The sequence below is a fragment of the Stenotrophomonas sp. WHRI 8082 genome (assembly GCF_040223995.2).
Classification (GTDB): Bacteria; Pseudomonadota; Gammaproteobacteria; order Xanthomonadales; family Xanthomonadaceae; genus Stenotrophomonas.
This window is the reverse complement of sequence record NZ_CP167826.1, coordinates 3,966,075-3,984,411: the sequence shown is the minus strand read 5'-3', so window position 1 is coordinate 3,984,411 and position 18,337 is coordinate 3,966,075. Positions and strand designations below refer to the sequence as shown.

The following is an 18,337-nucleotide window of genomic DNA, read 5'->3' as shown; positions in this document are numbered from 1 at the left end:
CGGTGACCGGCTGGCGTGCCGATGCCGGTGGTTCAGCTGCTGCTGGCTGCGAGCAGGCAGAGGCTGTATGCGGGCATCAACCACACACCGGATTCGTCCGGCTGCAGCGCCACCTCCGGCGTCTGCAGCAGCACCTTGCGGAATTCGGCGTCGTGCAGGGTTGCGCGGAACGGCTGCGGCTCCGCCTCCGCATTGATCAGCAGGGCCAGGCTGAGATGGCGGCCGGTATCGCTCGCACCGTTGTCCACGCTGCGCCCGTCGAGCACGATCACCAGTCCCCTGCCCTCGCTGTCGTGCCAGTCGGCCGGCTGCATGGGCGCGCCGTCGGGGCGCAGCCAGTGGATATCACCCGCAAGGTCGCCTTCGCGCAGGAAGCGGTTCCTGCGCAGCAGGCCGTAGCGACGACGCAGGGCCAGCAGGCGACGCACGAACGCTGCCTGTGCCTGCGCCGGTGGCTGGCCTGCGCGTTCCCAGTCTATCCACGCCAGTTCGTTGTCCTGGCAATAGACATTGTTGTTGCCGCGTTGGGAGTGACCGAACTCATCGCCTGCCAACAGCATCGGCGTGCCCTGCGAAAGCAGCAGGGTGGCCAGCAGGTTGCGCATCTGCCGTGCACGCACGCCCCGGATCACCGGGTCGTCGGTTTCGCCTTCAACGCCGTGGTTGCTGGACAGGTTGTGGCCGTGGCCATCACGGCCCTGCTCGCCGTTGGCATCGTTGTGCTTGTGTGCGTAGCTGACCAGGTCATGCAGCGTGAACCCGTCATGCGCGGTGATGAAGTTGATGCTGGCCGACGGTCGTCGGCCGTGGTGGTCGAACAGATCGGCCGAGCCGGTGAAGCGCGCAGCGAAGCCGGGCAGCTGTCCGCCGTCGCCACGCCACAGGGCACGCGCCGTATCACGGAAGCGGTCGTTCCACTCTGCCCAGCCGGGCGCGAACGCCCCCAGCTGGTAACCCCCCGGGCCGATGTCCCAGGGTTCGGCGATGAGTTTCACCTGGCTGAGCAACGGGTCCTGTCGCACGGCGTCGAGAAAGCTGCATGACGGATCGAAGCCGTGCTTTTCCCGGCCGAGGATGGTCGCCAGGTCGAAGCGGAATCCGTCCACCCGCATCTCGGTGACCCAGTAGCGCAGGGAATCCATCACCATCCGCAAGGCGCCGGCATTGGTCAGATCGAACGTGTTGCCGGTACCGGTATCGTTGATGTAGAACCGTCGGTCGTCGGCCAGCCGGTAGTAGCTGGCGTTGTCGATGCCCTTGAACGACAGCGTGGGCCCCAGCTCGTTGCCTTCGGCGGTGTGGTTGTAGACCACGTCCAGGATGACTTCCAGGCCGGCGTGGTGCATGCGGGCGACCATCTGCTTGAACTCGGCCACCGTACCCTGCGACAGGTAGCGCGGGTGCGGGGCGAAGAAGCCGATGGAGTTATAGCCCCAGTAATTGCGCAGACCCTGTTCAAGCAGATGCTGGTCATCGATGAACGCATGGACCGGCAGCAGCTCGATGGCGGTGACACCCAGATGCTTCAGGTGATCGACCATCGCGTCGTGGCGCAGGGCGGAGAACGTGCCGCGGTCTTCAACGGGGATCGCAGGATGACGCATGGTCAGCCCGCGCACGTGGGCCTCGTAGATCACCGTGTGGTCCCACGCGGTGGCAGGCGCGCGTTCATTGCCCCAGCTGAAGGCCGGGTCGACCACCGCGCAGCGCGGCATGTAGGCAGCGCTGTCGCGCCGGTCGAAGCTGAGGTCACGGTCGCGGTGGCCGATCGTGTAGCCGAACAGATGGGGCGCCCACTTCAGCTCGCCGACGATCTGCTTGGCATAGGGGTCCAGCAGCAACTTGTTGGGGTTGAAGCGGTGCCCCGCTTCCGGCGCATACGGGCCATGCACCCGGTACCCGTAACGTTGCCCCGGCCGCGCATCGGGCAGGTAGCCGTGCCAGATCTCGTCGGTGTACTCGGGCAGCGCGATGCGTTCGCGCTCACGGCCGCGCGCATCGAACAGGCACAGCTCGACCCGCGTGGCATGCCGCGAATACAGGGCGAAATTGACACCGAGTCCGTCCCACGTCGCGCCCAGCGGATAGGGCCGGCCTTCGCGTACACGCGATGTCTGCGTCCACTTACGCGTGGCCATCTCCCGCCTCCGCCGTGACATCGGCGGGCGACGCAGCCGGATCGGGCTCGCTGTCGCGGACACCCTTCATGACGGTCATGTCAGCCTGGACCAGGCGCTGGGCCATGTGCCAGTGGCGCAGCTGCTGTCCATCAGGACGCCCCTCGGCTTCCCATATCTGGTGGGCCAGCGCCGCCGTGCGTTCGTCCCGTTCCTTATCGTCCACGTTCTTCTCCCGTTTCAGTTACCCATACCGCGACCGGGCCGCCATCCAGCAGCGCACCCGGTCGGTCAATGTCCGTCGACGCCAGGCGTCGCCCATCCAGCAGATTGCGCCACGGCCGTGCGCGCAACCGGTCGTCCATTTCCTGCAGTACCGCGTGGGACGATCGGGCGCAGCGCAGGCCGTCCATTCCCTCCGCGCGCTCCAGCGCACCGCATCGGTCCACCAGCAGCAGCACGGCCTCGCCGTCGTGCTCCCGGAGCAGCGCCATGACCGCGTCATCGCCCTTCACCGCCAGCTGGCGAAGCGGTGCATGGCGGTAAAGGTCAGGATGGCGCGCGCGATGCTGCAGCATCGCCGCCAGCATCAGCGCCTTGGGCGCTCCGTCAGTCCATTCCTGCAGGCCAGCGGCCCACGAGGTGGTGTCGGTCAGCCACTCCCTGCGCTGCGCGTGGTCCACGGCGCGTCGGTTGTCCGGATCGACCAGACTGAAATCCCATCCTTCGTTGCCCTGATACAGGTCGGGCACGCCGGGGCAGCCCAGCTGCAGGGCGAGCTGCGCCAGACCCAGCCGCGCGCCCATCGGCGCGATACTGCGCACGAAGGCGTCCATCGCTGAACGCAGTTCGCCCGCGGCAGGGTGGCTGCCCAGCCACTCGATCCACTGCAGCCCGGCCTGTTCGGCCACTTCATCCGGCGCAGACCATCGACTGACCCGTTTGCCCTCCCGTAACGCCTTGCGCAGCCAGTCAGCGACCCGCTCGAAGTACGCGGACTGCACGGCCTCGGCCCGCAGCGGCCAGCTGCCCAGCAGCGTCTGCCACAGCATCAGCGTCTCGGCGCCTGGCAAGGGACACGGGTGTCCCGCCTGTTCGGCCAGCGTGTTCCAGTGCGCCACCTGCTCCTGCCACACCGCCACATTCCAGCTGAGCGCGGCCAGCCGACAGCGCGCATCCGGGCCCCGTTTGTGATCGTGCGTGGCGACCGCCAGCAAGGCCTGTGGCCAGTGCGTGCCGCGCTCCTGCGCCAGGGCCGCGAAGGCGGCGGGCGGCAGCGCGATGCGCGCGGGATCGCTGCCCACCTCATTGCGTGACAGCATGCGCGCATGTCGATAGAAGGCCGTGTCCTCCACGGCCTTCGCGTTGAGCGGTGCTGCCACCTGTTCGAATCGGGTCCGCAGGGCGGCACTTTCCAGCGTGTCCGCCGCGAGCAGGCCGACGATGCGCTGCAGCGCACTGCGCTCGGCTTCATCCAGGCTGCCCGCTGCTGCCTCGCGGGCGCGTTGCATCCACCCGTGGTCGGCCTGCGAGCGCAAGCCGTGTGTCCGGTAGACCGGGAAGTGCACGAGCAGCGCGGATGCTGCCCGGGCGAACATGCCGGGGGTAAGGTCGGCAGCGGCTGCATCGTTTCCTGTCAGGGTCTGCAGTTGGCGCAGGAACCGATCCAGGTCGGGCCGCAACGAGCCGTCCAGGACCTGCTGCCGTGCCTGCCGTTGCACCGCATCGAAGTGACGCGCATCCTGGCTGGCGGACTGCCACAGCGCCTGCAGGGCGGGTTCACTCCCCTCGGCATGCAGCACCGCACCCACCTGGTCCATGAAGTCATAACCGGTGCTGCCGTCACAGCACCAGTCTTCCGGCAGGGCCTCGCCATCGGCGAGGATCTTTTCCACGTGCAGGGTCAACGTGCTTGGCGCCTGGCCTGCGGCCGCGCCTGCAGCGTCCAGGGCGAAGCGCAGCCGGCGCAGGTAGCCGGCGGGGTCGGCCAAGCCATCGACATGGTCGATGCGCAGGCCCTGCACGCGGCCCTCGCGCACCAGCCGGAGCGGCAAGGCATGCACTGCATCGAAGACCTCATCGCGCTCCACGCGCAGCGCTACCAGCCCGCTGATGTCGAAGAAGCGGCGATAGTTCACCACGTCCGCGCCCGTGCGCCACCACGCCAGCCGATACGCCTGGCGCTGCAGCAGGTCATGCAGCTGCGCCGGCGATCGCCTGCAGCGTTCGGTCCACGTCTCCCAGCTGTCCGCCGGTGCGGGATGGCTGAGCGGCGACAGCGGCAGCCGCAGGTCATGGTGCCGCAGTTCGGGGCCTTCGCTGCCCACCTCCAGGGTCACCGCGCCTTCTGCCAGGGCGGCCTCCAGCGGACGGTCCAGCACCGGCAACCACACCTTGCCTTCGCAGCCGGGCGCGTCCCACTCGATGTCGAACCAGTCGGCGTACGCGCTGCGACGACCGTGGCGAAGCACGTCGTGCCACCACGGATTCGCCGGGCTGGCCGCCATGTGGTTGGGCACGATGTCGAGCACGATGCCCATGTCGTGCGCCTGCGCGGCCTGGGACAAACGGGCGAACCCCGCTTCCCCGCCCAGCTCGGCGCTGACGCGGGTCGGGTCCGTATTGTCATAGCCGTGGGTCGAGCCGGCGGCAGCCTGCGCCACCGGCGAAAGATACAGATGACTGATGCCAAGACGGGCGTAGTAGTCGACTTGTGCCGCTGCCGCGTCGAAGTCGAAACCCGCATGCAGTTGCAGGCGGACCGTAGCGCGTAAGGTGTTCATGGGGTGCTCTCTTTGCCCCGCTGGCCCGCAAAGGCGGCGAGGCGCGCGCTGACCGCGCTTTCATCAAGGTGCAAGGGAACCCGTCGGCGCCAGTTCGGGTGTTCGCTGGTGGTGCCCGGCAGGTTCGGTTGTTCTTCCAGCCCCAGCGCATCTTCCAGCGGCAACAGGGCGAGGCGCGCCGGCGAGCGCGCCGTCAGCGCAAGGGCGTCGCGTTGCAGGTCGCCGCTGTCCAGGCCTTCGTCGGCGACCCGCTCGGCCAGCTGCTGCACGTCGCGTTGGCGTTGCTGCCGTGCCGTGCGGGTGGCGGATTCGTCGTTCCAGCCAAGCCGCTGTCGCCACGCCAGGTCGGTACCGCGCAACCAGCCGGCGAGCGGTGGCAGATCATGGGTCGAGGTCATCGCCACGGCGGTTTCGCGCCAGCGCGCTGGCGGCCACACGCCCTTCTCGTCACGGCTGAAGGCCAGCACGTCCAGACCCAGCACGCCCCGCGATGCGAGTGCGTCGCGGATGCCGGGCGGCACCACGCCCAGGTCTTCGCCGATCACCAGGCAACGGTGACGCCAGGATTCAAGCACCAGCAGGTTGAGCAGGTCGTCGAACGGCTGATCGAGGTAGACACCTTGGCCGGCGCCCGCCCCCCGCGGCACGACCCACAAGCGCCGCAGTCCCAGGATGTGGTCGATGCGGACCCCGCCCCGCTCCGCCATGACGGCGCGGAGCAGGCTGATGAACGGCGCGTAGCCCTGCGCGCGCAGGGTCAGCGGCGAATAGCCGGTGATGCCCCACGCCTGTCCGTGCGGATTGAAGGCGTCCGGTGGTGCCCCCAGTTCCAGGCCCCGCAGCACTGCATCGGCATTGGCCAGTGCCTCGATGCCGGACGGGTCGAAGCCCACGGCGAGGTCTGCGATCAGGCCGATCTGCATGCCCTCGCCGCGCACCTGCTGCTGCGCCTGCCGCCAGCTTTCCTGTGCCAGCCACTGCCCGAAAGCGAGCAGCGAAGCCGGCGTGCGCGACAACGCGGCCGTGTGCTGGCTCCATTGCAGCAGATCGTCACCGAGCGCCTGCATTCCGGCTTCGATGGACTGCCATTGCGCGGGCTGCTGCGTCTGCAGCCACGCAGGCAACCGGCCGATCCACTGCCATTTGGCTGCAGCGGCGGCTGGCCAGTCGATCAGCGTCGCCGCTTCATGTCGTGCCAGCGTCTGATCGAGAACGGGGTCGGCATGCCGGACTGCGGCGGCGGCCTCGGCAAGCACCTGGAGCGGTGACGCGTGCACGGGCTCTAGCCAGCGGCGGTCGCTGGGCGAATATGGGCTGTAGGCATCGGTGATCGGCATGCTGGCGTGGATCGGCGACAGAGCCATGGACGTAGCGCCGTGCAGGCGCAGCGCCCTGCCCCACGCAAGCGCGCCGGTGCTGTCGCCGATCCCGCCATCGTCCTGACCACGCAGGCCCTGCACCTGCAGCGCGGCGCCCCACGGCCGCATGGACGCACCGGCGTGCGGGAACCACGCCTGTGCTGGCGATACGGCAACGCGTTGCTGCCGTCCGCCCTGCAGCCACGTGTAGTAGCCGGGCTGCAGCGGCGCACCCCAGCGGCCACTGCGGTCACGCAGCGCCGGCTGCTCTTCACCGCTCTCGGCGCGCCAGAGGGCCGCAGCGTCGCCTGCACCCGGGATGATGAGCGGCTGACCGCATACCGTGGTCAGCAGCGGTGCGTCCGCTGTGCCCTGCTCTGCTCCCCCTCGCAGGGTGGCCAGGACGGCGCCCAGCACCTCCGGCGACACGGTCCGTTCGATGCCACTGACGTCGGTCCAGTGCGGATGCAGGCCGGCGTCCACCGCGTGGCGCTGGAGGTCAGCGTCGCCGGGTGCCGGGCGGCTCATGACGCCACCCAGTGCACGCGGATGCCGCCGCCGGCCGCCAGGTGCGCTGCCTGCGCATCACCCTGCGCATGCAGCACCTGGCCGTCGGGAAGGCTATGCGCAACGTCGGCTGGGCCGGCATTGAATGCGACCCACCACTGTCCTCCGGGCAGCTGCCAGCCGGCCTGGACGGCCTGCGGGCCCAGTACCCCGGCGCCCAGCGAGCGCGCATGCGCCAGCGCGGGTTGCAGGTAGCGCCTGCGCAGGGCCAGCAGCGCCGCGAAATCGTCGATATGCGCAGCGGCCAAGGCATCGTCCGCCGGCGGCAGCGCGACCCGCGAGCGTTCAAACGTAGCAATCGCGTTGGGATCCGGTATGCGGTCCCGCTCGGACTGCGAAGAAAACGCCGCGAATCCGGCGAACTCGCGACGCCTGCCCTCGCGCACGGCCTCGTCCAGCGGCGGCGCGAAGTCGGTGAAGAACTGGAACGGCTGCCGCGCGTGCCACGGCTCCCCCATGAAGACCAGCGGCACCATCGGGGTCAGCAGGGTCAGCGCCTGGACAGCGGAGGCGACCCCCGGCGTCACCTGCGTGCACAGGCGATCACCGAACGCACGGTTGCCGATCTGGTCGTGGTTCTGCGCGAAGATCACGAAATGATCGGCCGACACATCCGCACTCGGCTCGCCACGCATCTCGCCCTTGTGGTTGCGCTCACCCTGCCAGCCAAACCCTTCGGCGAGCGAGCGTGCCAGCAGCTCGGCCGCGCGATCCGCATAGTCCGCGTAATACCCCTCGCATTCCCCGGTCACCATCACATGCAGGGCGTTGTGGTAATCGTCATTCCACTGCGCCTGGAAGCCCGCGCGCAGCCAGTGGGCCTGGTTGCGCTCGTTCTCCAGCACCAGGTGGATCGGCCGGTCCGCACCGCAGTGCGTGCGCACGCTGTGCTGCAGATCGGCAAGGAAATCGTTGGGTACGATGGTGTGCACCGCATCCAGGCGCAGGCCATCGAAGCGATACTCCTGCAGCCACATCAACGCATTGTCGATGAAGAAACGGCGCACCTGCGGTTGCCGGAAGTCGATGGCTTCGCCCCAGGGCGTGGGCGCATCGGTGCGGAAAAACGCGGACGCGTAGCGCGACAGCAGATTGCCCTGCGGACCGAAGTGGTTGTAGACCACATCCAGCAGCACGGCCATTCCCTGCGCGTGTGCGTCATCGACCAGCGCCTTGAGCGCATCGGGATGGCCGTAGACTTCGGCCGGAGCGTACGGGAACACCCCGTCGTAGCCCCAGTTGCGGCGTCCCGGGAACTGCGCGACGGGCATCAGCTCCAGCGCCGTGATGCCCATCGCAGCCAGCGCAGGCAGTTGGGCGCGCAATCCCTCGATGCCCCCACTGCAGCCGAGATGCACTTCGTAGATCACCAGTTCGTGCCACGCGCGACCTGTCCACTCGCTTTTCCACGCATGCCCGTCGACGGGCAGCAGCGCACTGGCGCCCTCTACCCCGTGCGGCTGCCAGCGCGACGCCGGATCGGGCACCTGCTCGTCGCCATCGATCCGGAACCGGTATGGCGCACCGGCGCTGCCGGCGGCGTCCACGCTGAAGCACCCGTCACCCTCCCCGTGCATCTGCAGCAGCTCGCCGTCCAGCACGAGCGAGACCTCGCGTGCATCCGGTGCCCACACGCGGAACTGATAACACCCGTCACCGATCGGCCATGCGCCGAGGCGCCCCGCGACCGCTACGCTCATGCGTCGACCTGCAGGTACAGCGTTGACAGGGGCGGCAGTGTCAACTGCAGCGAGTGGGGTTGGCCGTGCATCGGCCGGGCCTGCGACTGCAGCACCCCGCTGTTGCCGAGATTGCTGCCGCCGTAGAACATGCTGTCGCTGTTGATGATCTCGCGCCAGCGACCGCCCTGCGGCACGCCGACCCGATACCCGTGGCGCGGTACCGGGGTCATGTTGCTGACCACCAGCAGGGGCGGCGCCAGACCGTGTGGATCATGACGGATGAAGGCCAGCACGCTGTTGCGGTGATCATCCCCCACACTCCACGCGAAGCCGCGCTCGTCCTGCTCGTCGCGGTGCAGCGCGGCCTGCGCCTGCAGTACCCGGTTGAGATCGCCGACCAGGCGGGCGACGCCCTGGTTAAGCGGCCTGCCCGCCTGTTCCCAGTCCAGCGATGCGTCGTGGTTCCACTCGTGGCTCTGGCCGAACTCGCCGCCCATGAACAGCAGTTTGCTGCCCGGGTGCGCCCACATGAGCGCGTAATACGCACGCAGGTTGGCGAAGCGCTGCCATTCGTCACCTGGCATCCGCAGCAGCAACGAGCCTTTGCCGTGCACCACTTCATCATGCGACAACGGCAGCACGTAGCGCTCGGAAAACGCATAGACCAGGCCGAAGGTCATTTCACTGTGGTGATGGCACCGGTGGATCGGATCGTGCTGCATGTAGTTCAGCGAATCGTGCATCCAGCCCATGTTCCACTTGTGGCTGAAGCCCAATCCGTCCTGCGCTACCGGCGCGGTCACGCCCGGCCACGCAGTGGATTCTTCGGCGATCACCATCACCTGCGGATGGCGCTCCAGCAGCGTGGCATTCATCCGCTGCAGGAAGGCCTTCGCCTGCAGGTTCTCGCGCCCGCCGTACTCGTTGGCGACCCACTCGCCCTCGTTGCGGCTGTAATCGCGGTACAGCATCGAGGCCACTGCATCCACGCGCAGGCCATCGATGTGGAAACGTTCGATCCACTCCAAGGCACTGCCCAGCAGGTAGCCGGCTACTTCATTGCGGCCGTAGTTGTAGATCAGCGTGTGCCAGTCCTGATGGAAGCCTTCGCGCGGGTCAGCGTGCTCGTACAGCGCCGTGCCGTCGAAGCGTTCCAGTCCGTGCGCATCGGTCGGGAAGTGGGCACTCACCCAGTCCACGATCACGCCGATCCCGGCCTGGTGGCAGCGGTCGACGAAGCGGGCGAAGTCGGCAGGGCTGCCATGGCGCGCGGTCGGCGCATAGATGCCCAATGGCTGGTAACCCCACGAACCGCCGAAGGGATGCTCGCTGACCGGCAACAGCTCGATATGGGTGAAGCCGAGATCGTGTACGTGCGGAATCAGGCGATCGCCCAGCGCGTTCCAGTCGTACGAACCGCCGTCGGTGTCGTGCTGCCAGGAGGCTGCATGCACTTCATAGATGGACAACGGGCGATGTTCGTTGCGGCTGCGCTGCTGCATCCAGGCATCGTCGTTCCAGCCGTGCGGCTCCATCGGGGCGACGCGTGAAGCCGTTGCGGGTGGCAGCTCGGCCCAGCGCGCCATCGGATCCGCCTTGTCCGCCAGCACATGGCCGTCCGCGCCGGTGATGCGGAACTTGTAGCGCGCGCCGACCTGCACCCCGGGGATGAAGATCTCCCAGACGCCGGCCTCATGGCGCAGCCGCATGGGATGGCGACGTCCGTCCCAGCTGTTGAATTCCCCCACCACGGCGACACGCCGTGCATTCGGGGCCCACACCGCGAACCGCACGCCATCGATGGCATCGACCTGCTGCGGCAGCGCACCGAGCGCGCGCATCGCCTCACCGTCACCGGCCGCGACACCGCGCAGCGTGGCATCACTGAGCAGCGGCCAGAAGCCATACGGGTCATGGACGATCTGCTCGCCATCGGGCCACTGGATGCGCAGCAGGGCCAACCCCGCGTTGGGCACCTCTGCATGGAACAAGCCGTCGCCCTGCACCGCGGACAGGGGAACCTCGGTCGCCTGGCCGGCGATGCGCGCATGCACCGCGCGTGCGCCCGGCAGCAACACGCGCAGTACATGGCCGCCGCGCCCGTCACCATGCACGCCGAGCCAGGCAAAGGGGTCCGCCGGCTCGCCCCGCAACAGCGCGGTCAGCTCGGCCGGCAGGTGCGCCGCGGGCTCGTTCGGTTCATCGGGCTGCGGGTTGGCAGGATGCAGGGTCGCGTCCAGCGCCATCATGCAGCCACCTGCCGGGCCTGGCGGTACAGATCCAGGTATTGGCGCCCGGCGATGTCCCAGCCGCTGGGCCGCAGCATCGCGGCGCGCTGCATGGACTGCAGCAACGCGGGCATGCGGAACGTACGCAGTGCGCGCTCGACGCAGCGGCGCATCACGTTGGCCGTCGGCTCGTGGAACAGGAAGCCGGTCACCCCGTCATCGACGGTATCCACCAAGCCGCCGGTAGCGTGGGCGATGGGCAGGCAGCCGAAGCGCTGGGCATACATCTGGCTGAGGCCGCAGGGTTCGAAGCGGGAAGGCATCAACAGGAAGTCCGCGCCCGCGAACATCTGCCGCGCCAGTTGTTCATCGAAGCCGATCCAGGCGCCGACCTGGCCGGGAAAACGCTGGGCCAGCGCGCGCACTTCGTCCTCGACCTGCGGCTCGCCGCCGCCGATGACGACCAACTGGCCACCGGCCGCGACGATCTGCGGTGCGACATCGCAGGTGATGTCCAGGCCCTTCTGGTGCACGAGGCGACTGACCACCGCGAACAGCGGACCGTCACTGTCACGCAGGCCGAAGGCCCGACGCACGCTGGCCGCGTTCTCCGCCCGGCCGTCGCAGGCCTGCACGCTGAAATGCGCGGACAAGTGCCGATCCGAGCGCGGATCCCAACTGGCGTCGATGCCGTTGACGATGCCACTGAGGTGCCCGCCTGCCGCGCGGCGTGCCAGCAGTTCGTCCAACCCGCAGCCATCGGCCGGCGCGGTGATCTGCTCGGCGTAGCGCAGGCTGACGGTGTTCAGGCGCGTGGCATTGACGATGCCCGCCTGCAGGTAGGACATGTGGCCGAAGAAATGCATTTCTTCCAGATGTTCAGCCGGCACGCCGATGGCCTCGGCCAGCGCATACGGGAACAGTCCCTGGTAAGCGAGGTTGTGGATGGTCAGCAGGGTTGCCACCGGCGTGGCGTCCCAGCGCACATACGCCGCTGCAAGCGCCGTCGGCCAATCGTTGAGATGCAGCAGGCCCGGCGTCCAGTCCATGCCTGTGCGGCCGGCCGCGATCTCCGCGGCAGCGTGCGACAGGGTAGCGAACCGGATCGCATTGTCTTTCCACTCCTTGCCGGCTTCATCCACGTAAGGCGAGCCTTTGCGATCGAACAGCGGCCCGTTCAGCAGCACGTAGATCGGCAGGCCATCGGACTGCAGGGCCCGACCAATCCGACTGGCCGGCAGATGGCCACGCGGTGCCACGCTGCCGACCACCTCGATCGTCGGCAGCCGCGCCAGGACGTCCGGGTAGCCCGGAATCAGGACGCGCACATCACACGCGCCCCGCAACGCGCGCGGCAGCGAAGCGGCGACATCGCCCAAGCCGCCGGCCTTGATGAAATCAGCCATCTCCGAGACAACGAACAGGACCGGCTCACCGCATTCCACGACCGTCATGGCCGGGGTGAAGCGTCCACGCAGGTCGCGCTGGCGCGAGCGCTGGCTCGCCTTGCGCGCGCTGGAGAGGGATTGCGGGCGTTTGAACGGGGGAATGCTGCTCATGGGGCGTGCTCGATGGGGCGTGCAGGTGGGTGCACCCTGCAGCCCGGGGGAGCTGCGTGGTGGTTATCGGAATCGGCGCGGGCGTGGGGGACGCTGGCGAAGCTCGTGGGTTGAATCTATACCCCCTATCAATCAACCCTCCGTGAAAACAAAGAGTTGTCTTTGTGACATTGTGTGATGTGCGCCGAAGCGGGACGCATGAGCACGCCACATCGCCCTGAATGGCGCGCTGTCACAGCGCGCTTTTCAAGTGGATTCCGTGCGATCGCGACCCTCCGCCGTGCCGTGGCGCGGATCACTTAACCGTTCATGCGGAGGCGCCGGTTATGCGTCGTCGCGATAGGTGGTGATGCTGATCTTGCCCGACGTTTCCAACATCGCCAGTTCGATGTCCGCATGCGCGCGACATCCCTGCGCGCGCATCGCCACATCCAGGTCGGCCGGCGACAGGTTGCTGTGCTTGAGCTGATTCCAGAACACCTGGCCGTTGCGTACCAGCACCACGGGGGCGCCCTCGACCAGCCGGTCCAGCCCGCGGCTGCGTGCGGTCGCGAAGCCGACCAGCCAGTTCAGCGACAACAACGTGGCCGCGAGGATCAATCCCCCCAGCAGTGAGCTGTCTTCGCCGATCAGCGAGTTCTGCACGGCGTTGCCGAGCAGCACGATCACCAGTACATCGAACGCGGTCGACTGGCCGAGCGAGCGTTTGCCGCTCAACCGGGTCATCAGCAGCACCACCACGTAGACCGCCACGGCACGCAGGATGAACTCCCACCACGGCATCGTCAGGTGCCACAGATCGTCCACGTGTATCGCTCCCGCACCTTGGTGATGCAGGTGTTCTAGAGCAACGGATGTGCGCGCGCCGTGCACGCGCCGGGCTCAGTCAGCGGTGACCGAGCCGTCTGCCAGGTGCACGACCTGCTGCCCGAACATCGCCACATCCTGGGGATCGTGGCTGATCAGCAGGAGCGGAATGCCGGTCTGCGCCAGCACGCTCTTCAGTTCACTGCGCAGGTGGTCGCGCAGGTCGTGGTCCAGGGCCGCGAACGGTTCGTCCAGCAACAAGGCGCGTGGCCGGGTGACCAGTGCGCGCGCCAGCGCGATCCGCTGCCGCTGCCCGCCGGACACCTGCGCCGGATACAGATCGCCCAGCCGCTCTATCCGCAGCAGGCGCAACCAGTGCGCAACGTCGGCATCGCGGGTACTGCGGCGCGGGTTCAACCAGCCACGCTGGAGCCCGAAGGCGACGTTCTGGCGCACGGTGAGATGGGGAAACAGCGCATAGTCCTGGAACACGTAGCCCAGGCGGCGCTCGCGGGCCGGCAGGCAGATCGATGCGGCCGCATCGAACACCACCTGCCCATCGAGCACGATGCGTCCGGTGTCGGGCCGCAGCAGGCCGGCGATCGCCTTCAGCGTCAGGCTTTTGCCCGCACCGGACGGTCCGAACACCACCAGCTGCCGCTCGCTGGCCTGCACCTGCACCTGCAGGTGGAAATGCTGCCCGGCCGACTGCAGGTGGCGCTGGATGTCCGCCTCAAGCCACATCACGCATCTCCTGCCGGCGGCTGCCCACCAGCCGCGCTGCCAGTAGCAGCACGACAATGCACACCACCGACGTCAACAGCACCAGCGCGTTCGCACGGCCATCCTGTCCGGCCTGCACGGCTTCGTAGATTGAAATGGACAGGGTCTGGGTGCGACCCGGAATGCTGCCTGCGATCATGATGGTGGCGCCGAATTCCCCCATTGCACGGGCAAACGCCAGCAGCAAACCGGCGAGGATGCCGCGCCACGCCAGTGGCAGGGTGATCCGAAAAAACACGGCTGCCTCGCTTGCGCCCAGCGTGCGTGCGGCCTGCTCCAGCTGCCCGTCGACCCCCTCAAAGGCCGCCCGCGCCGGCTTGAACACCAGCGGCAGCGCGGCAACGGCCGCGGCGATCACCGCCGCCTGCCAGGTGAACACGAGGTTGATGCCGAAGGTCGATTGCAGCCAGCCACCCAGCGGCCCGTTGCGGCCGATCAGCACCAGCAGGTAATAGCCGAGCACAGTCGGTGGCAGCACCATGGGCAGGGTCAACACGGTGTCCAGCAGTTCGCGGCCGAAGAAACGGGGGCGCGCCAGCAGCCACCCCAGGCCCACGCCGAGGAAGAGGTTGATCGCGGTTGCCCAGCCTGCCACCTTCAGCGACAGACCCAGCGCACTCCAGTCCAGGTCGATCATTCAGGGCGTGCTGAAGCCATGCCGGCGCAGGATATCCACGCCCTGGGGCGAACGCACGAAGGCAATGAACCGGAGTGCCTCGTCACGCTTGCCACTGGTCTTCACCACCGCCAGCGGATAGGTGATCCCGCCCTTGACCGGCACCTCGAAGGCGCGCTTCACCCGGTCCGGCATGGCCTGCGCATCGGTGGCATAGACGAACCCGGCATCCACTTCGCCGCGCGACACGTAATCCAGAGACTGCCGCACGTTCTGCGTGGTGATCGCCTTGGCCTGCACCGCAGGCCATAGCCCCGCTGCCTGCAGCGCGCCCCGCGCATAGCTGCCTACCGGCACGCTGTCCGGATTGCCTACCGCGATACGCTTCACCGCGGGCTGCGCCAGCGATGGCAGGCCGGTCAGGCGCGCCGTGCTGCGGGTCGGCACGATCACCCACAAAGCGTTGCGCGCGAACATCTGGCGCGTATCGGCGTCCACCTCGCCCCCCTGCACGGCCTTGTCCATCGTGGCTTCATCGGCGGAGGCGAATACATCCACCGGCGCGCCGCGCACGATCTGCTGCAGCAGCACGCCGGACGCGGCGAAGTTCAGGTCCACCTTGCTGCCGGGATGCGACTTCTCGTACGCGCCGGCGATCTCGCGGAAGCTTTCGGTCAGGCTGGAGGCAGCCGATACAGTGAGGTCGGCCGCCGCCAACGGCGCACTGGCCAGCAGCAGCAACGTCGCGATCAGGGTTTTCATGCGGGGCTCCTGCAGCATGCGGGTATCAAGGCCCGCGCGCAGCGGTTGCTGCGGCGGCGTCTGCGGTGAGGGCACCGGGCGTCGCCGGTTCGTGACCAAGTTCGCACAGCGAGCAGCCTTCGCTCCAGACACTGTCGCCTCCCTCGTAGTGTTCCTGTTTCCAGATCGGGCTGCGGTGCTTCACCGCTTCGATCAGCGCACGGCATGCCTTGAAGGCCTCGTCGCGATGCGGGCTTCCTGCGGCCACCACGACCGCGACGTCGCCCACCGCAAGGCGGCCCTTGGCATGGGCGACATACAGCTTCAGCAGCGGCCCGTGGGCAGCGCGCACCTCGGCCACCAGGCGCTCGAACTCCGCCAGCACCAGCGGATCGAACAGGTCATAGCTGATGCCCAGCACCGCGCGTCCATGATTCAGATCGCGCACCTTGCCGATGAAGACATCGATGCCACCAAAACCGGGGTCAGAAACGAAGCCGATACCCTCTGCCGGATCAATCGCACCGCGTTCGCGCTCGACGATCTTCCAGGTGTCCTGTCGCTGCATGCTCAGCCTCCACTGACCGGTGGCAGGATCGCCACCCGGCCATCCTCGGGCAGCGCATCCTGGTCACGTAGCACGCGCTGCTGATCGGCGAAGGCCGAATACTCCAGCAGCCCCGCACGGAACGCCGGCCAGCGCGTCGGCAACAGATCGCGCAGCGCGCTGCGCAGGTCCGCCACACGGTCGCCGCTGACCTGCAGCCGGATCTCCCGCGCCGCATCCAGTTCCGAAAACGCGCCAAACAACTGCACGGTCATTTCTCTCATGTGATCTCCTGCGGGGCAGGCACGTACGCTGCAAACCGCAGCGCGTCGGCATGCCCCCAACTGAATACCTGCACCGCGCTGCCCGCCGCGGCCTGCTCGCCCGCCCCGTCCAGCACTGCCCAGCCCGTTGCCTGTACCGTCGCCTGCAGCCGGAACGATTCCTGGCCCGCCAACGGCCGTGCCGTCAGCCGCCCGCTGGCATCTGCCTGGATGACCGCACGCGTGTGGAAGCGCAGCCCGTGCGGCGTGGCCGTGTCGGTGGCCAGTGCCACCTGCACGCCCTGCTCATCCACCAGGCCCAGCATGCGGCGCAGCATCGGCTCGACGAAGAAACGCTGACCGACGGCGGTCGACGCCGGATTGCCGGGCAGGCCGAAGTACGCCGTGCCGTCCGCCAGCACGGCGAACAGCAACGGTTTGCCCGGCCTGACCGCCACCTTGTGGAATACGATCCGTGCGCCGCGCACACGCAGGGCATCGGGGATGAAATCGTAGCGACCAGCCGATACCGCGCCGGTGCTCAACACGATCTGCGCGCCCGCGGCCAGCGCCTCGTCCAGGGCTCGGTTGAAGCGTTCCACCTCATCGCCGACTACGACGTCGGCGACCACCTCGGCACCCGCCGCAGCGAGCCGGGCCACCAGATACGGTCGGTTGCTGTCGCGGATCTGGCCGGACTGGAGTGCCTGTGCCGCATCGCTGACCAGCTCTTTACCGGTGGCGATGATGGCCACACGGGGCCGTGCCCGCACGCTCACCGTACCGATGCCGATCGCGTGCAGCAGCGTCACCGCGTTGGTATCGAGCAGTGTGCCGCCCGCCAGAATCTGCTCGCCGGTCGCCACGTCCTGGCCACGGCGGCGCACGAACTGGCCGGGCGTCACGACCGCGCGCAGGCGGATCCGGGTGGGGCGACCGTCCGCTGTCTGCAGTACCTCTACGTCTTCGATCGGCACCACGCTGTCCAGCCCCTCCGGCAGCCGGGCACCGGTCATGATCTCCCAGGCCCCCGCGTCGGCGACCGCGCCGTCATCGCCCGCCGCCTGCCAACCACGGATATCGAACTCGGCGCCCTGATCGGCGGCATCGCCGGCCAATCGAAGCGCGAACCCATCCATGGCCGAGTTGTCGAACGGTGGAAGGCATTGCCCACTGCGGACGGCATCCGCCAGCACCCGGCCGGCGGACGCTGCCACCGTCACCGTTTCGGCCGGCTGCAGCACAGCGGCATCGCGCACCCATCGCACCGCCTGGTCATAAGGCATCATCGGTGCGGCCCGCCCTGCACCATCGCCAGCGCGTGGCCGAGCAACGGCGCCAGCATGTCCAGGCATTGCGCCGCGGCGCGCGGGCTTCCGGGCAAGGCGAAGACCAGCATGCCGCCCACCTGCACCACCTCGGCACGGCTCAGCCACGCGGTCGGCGTGTGCTGCGCACTGAGTGCGCGCAGCATCTGCGCCAAGCCGGTAACCGGCCGTCCGCCCAGCGACTGCAGCGCTTCCGGCGAAAGATCGCGCGGACCCAGCCCGGTACCGCCCGTGCACAGACACAAGTGCACACCGGCGTCGGCCAGCGCCCTCACCTGCGCGGCAAGCGGTTCGATTCCATCCGGAAGCACCTCACTGGCCACCACGTCGGCGCCCAGCGCCTGCAGGCCCGCCACCAGGATCGGGCCCGACCGGTCTTCGTACTGACCCTCGCTGGCGCGGTCACTCAGAGTCAACACCGCACTGCGCGCACCGTCCAGCCGATACGCCGCACGCGGCGCATAGCGCTGGGTTTCCCGCTCATCCATGCCCTGTGGGTGGACCCACAGGCCGCGTTTGCCGCCTTCCTTGAACAACAGGCGGATGCCGCTGATCTCCAGCGCAGGTTCCACCGGTTTGCTCAGGTCATACAGGGTCAGCAGCGCTGCGTTGACGCCCGCCAGCGCTTCCATCTCGACGCCGGTACGCGCCTCGCTGGCACATTCGCACCAGACCCGGATCGCGTTGCGCTCGGACACGGCGGCGCAGTGCACACGTACCAGTTCCAGCGGCAGCGGGTGGCACAGCGGCATCAAGGCCGAGGCCATCTTCGCGCCCTGCAGACCGGCTATCTCGGCCATCACCAGCGCGTCGCCCTTGGGCAGGCGGCGCTCGACGATCAGCGGGTAGGCCACCGGCCCGGCAAGCAGTTCACCCACGGCAACCGCGCGACGACGGGTGACGCGCTTGTCGCGCACGTCCGCCATGTGGAAGGCCGCGCTCATGTCCTCACTCATTG

At 68.2% G+C, this 18,337-nt stretch carries 15 protein-coding genes; all 15 read right to left on the bottom strand.

The window, feature by feature from the left end:
- Positions 1-32: 32 nt before the first annotated feature.
- Positions 33-2,138 carry a glycogen debranching protein GlgX gene (gene glgX / locus ABRP17_RS17555; RefSeq protein ID WP_188327133.1) on the bottom strand — a complete coding sequence of 702 codons (2,106 nt, stop codon included), beginning with the start codon at positions 2,136-2,138 and terminating at the stop codon, positions 33-35.
- Complete coding sequence (locus ABRP17_RS17550; protein WP_192079624.1) at positions 2,125-2,343, bottom strand: DUF2934 domain-containing protein; 219 nt, start codon at positions 2,341-2,343, stop codon at positions 2,125-2,127. The genes glgX and ABRP17_RS17550 overlap by 14 nt, the downstream gene beginning before the upstream one ends.
- Complete coding sequence (gene treY / locus ABRP17_RS17545; protein ID WP_349984315.1) at positions 2,333-4,900, bottom strand: malto-oligosyltrehalose synthase; 2,568 nt, start codon at positions 4,898-4,900, stop codon at positions 2,333-2,335. The genes ABRP17_RS17550 and treY overlap by 11 nt, the downstream gene beginning before the upstream one ends.
- Positions 4,897-6,786: a 4-alpha-glucanotransferase gene (gene malQ, locus ABRP17_RS17540; RefSeq protein WP_349984316.1), complete on the bottom strand. Its 1,890-nt coding sequence runs from the start codon at positions 6,784-6,786 to the stop codon at positions 4,897-4,899. The genes treY and malQ overlap by 4 nt, the downstream gene beginning before the upstream one ends.
- Complete coding sequence (gene treZ, locus ABRP17_RS17535) at positions 6,783-8,525, bottom strand: malto-oligosyltrehalose trehalohydrolase (RefSeq protein WP_349984317.1); 1,743 nt, start codon at positions 8,523-8,525, stop codon at positions 6,783-6,785. The genes malQ and treZ overlap by 4 nt, the downstream gene beginning before the upstream one ends.
- A complete protein-coding gene (gene glgB / locus ABRP17_RS17530; protein ID WP_349984318.1) occupies positions 8,522-10,756 on the bottom strand; it encodes a 1,4-alpha-glucan branching protein GlgB in 2,235 nt (744 codons plus the stop codon). The genes treZ and glgB overlap by 4 nt, the downstream gene beginning before the upstream one ends.
- Positions 10,753-12,189 carry a glycogen synthase GlgA gene (glgA, locus tag ABRP17_RS17525; RefSeq protein WP_192080108.1) on the bottom strand — a complete coding sequence of 479 codons (1,437 nt, stop codon included), beginning with the start codon at positions 12,187-12,189 and terminating at the stop codon, positions 10,753-10,755. The genes glgB and glgA overlap by 4 nt, the downstream gene beginning before the upstream one ends.
- A gap of 429 nt (positions 12,190-12,618) precedes the next feature.
- A complete protein-coding gene (locus ABRP17_RS17520; protein ID WP_188327126.1) occupies positions 12,619-13,101 on the bottom strand; it encodes a DUF421 domain-containing protein in 483 nt (160 codons plus the stop codon).
- Positions 13,102-13,176: 75 nt separating this feature from the next.
- A complete protein-coding gene (locus ABRP17_RS17515) occupies positions 13,177-13,845 on the bottom strand; it encodes an ATP-binding cassette domain-containing protein (RefSeq protein WP_349984319.1) in 669 nt (222 codons plus the stop codon).
- On the bottom strand, positions 13,835-14,518 hold the full coding sequence (gene modB, locus ABRP17_RS17510; protein WP_349984553.1) for a molybdate ABC transporter permease subunit: 684 nt from the start codon (positions 14,516-14,518) through the stop codon (positions 13,835-13,837). The genes ABRP17_RS17515 and modB overlap by 11 nt, the downstream gene beginning before the upstream one ends.
- Positions 14,519-14,521: 3 nt before the next feature.
- A complete protein-coding gene (modA, locus tag ABRP17_RS17505) occupies positions 14,522-15,262 on the bottom strand; it encodes a molybdate ABC transporter substrate-binding protein (RefSeq protein ID WP_349984321.1) in 741 nt (246 codons plus the stop codon).
- Between the two features lie 25 nt (positions 15,263-15,287).
- On the bottom strand, positions 15,288-15,809 hold the full coding sequence (locus ABRP17_RS17500; RefSeq protein WP_349984322.1) for a molybdenum cofactor biosynthesis protein MoaE: 522 nt from the start codon (positions 15,807-15,809) through the stop codon (positions 15,288-15,290).
- A 2-nt stretch (positions 15,810-15,811) separates the two neighbouring features.
- Entirely contained in the window at positions 15,812-16,072 is a 261-nt protein-coding gene (locus ABRP17_RS17495) for a MoaD/ThiS family protein (RefSeq protein WP_188327122.1), read from the bottom strand.
- A complete protein-coding gene (glp, locus tag ABRP17_RS17490) occupies positions 16,069-17,340 on the bottom strand; it encodes a gephyrin-like molybdotransferase Glp (RefSeq protein ID WP_349984323.1) in 1,272 nt (423 codons plus the stop codon). The genes ABRP17_RS17495 and glp overlap by 4 nt, the downstream gene beginning before the upstream one ends.
- On the bottom strand, positions 17,337-18,335 hold the full coding sequence (gene moaCB, locus ABRP17_RS17485) for a bifunctional molybdenum cofactor biosynthesis protein MoaC/MoaB (RefSeq protein ID WP_349984324.1): 999 nt from the start codon (positions 18,333-18,335) through the stop codon (positions 17,337-17,339). The genes glp and moaCB overlap by 4 nt, the downstream gene beginning before the upstream one ends.
- Between the last annotated feature and the right edge of the window lie 2 nt (positions 18,336-18,337).

Excerpts from the sequence above, each read along its gene's own strand:
- glgX (WP_188327133.1), bottom strand. The coding sequence starts at position 2,138 with ATGGCCACGCGTAAGTGGACGCAGACATCGCGTGTACGCGAAGGCCGG.
- treY (WP_349984315.1), bottom strand. The coding sequence starts at position 4,900 with ATGAACACCTTACGCGCTACGGTCCGCCTGCAACTGCATGCGGGTTTC.
- malQ (WP_349984316.1), bottom strand. The coding sequence starts at position 6,786 with ATGAGCCGCCCGGCACCCGGCGACGCTGACCTCCAGCGCCACGCGGTG.
- treZ (WP_349984317.1), bottom strand. The coding sequence starts at position 8,525 with ATGAGCGTAGCGGTCGCGGGGCGCCTCGGCGCATGGCCGATCGGTGAC.
- glgB (WP_349984318.1), bottom strand. The coding sequence starts at position 10,756 with ATGATGGCGCTGGACGCGACCCTGCATCCTGCCAACCCGCAGCCCGAT.
- glgA (WP_192080108.1), bottom strand. The coding sequence starts at position 12,189 with ATGACGGTCGTGGAATGCGGTGAGCCGGTCCTGTTCGTTGTCTCGGAG.
- ABRP17_RS17515 (WP_349984319.1), bottom strand. The coding sequence starts at position 13,845 with ATGTGGCTTGAGGCGGACATCCAGCGCCACCTGCAGTCGGCCGGGCAG.
- modA (WP_349984321.1), bottom strand. The coding sequence starts at position 15,262 with ATGAAAACCCTGATCGCGACGTTGCTGCTGCTGGCCAGTGCGCCGTTG.
- ABRP17_RS17500 (WP_349984322.1), bottom strand. The coding sequence starts at position 15,809 with ATGCAGCGACAGGACACCTGGAAGATCGTCGAGCGCGAACGCGGTGCG.
- ABRP17_RS17495 (WP_188327122.1), bottom strand. The coding sequence starts at position 16,072 with ATGAGAGAAATGACCGTGCAGTTGTTTGGCGCGTTTTCGGAACTGGAT.
- glp (WP_349984323.1), bottom strand. The coding sequence starts at position 17,340 with ATGATGCCTTATGACCAGGCGGTGCGATGGGTGCGCGATGCCGCTGTG.
- moaCB (WP_349984324.1), bottom strand. The coding sequence starts at position 18,335 with ATGAGTGAGGACATGAGCGCGGCCTTCCACATGGCGGACGTGCGCGAC.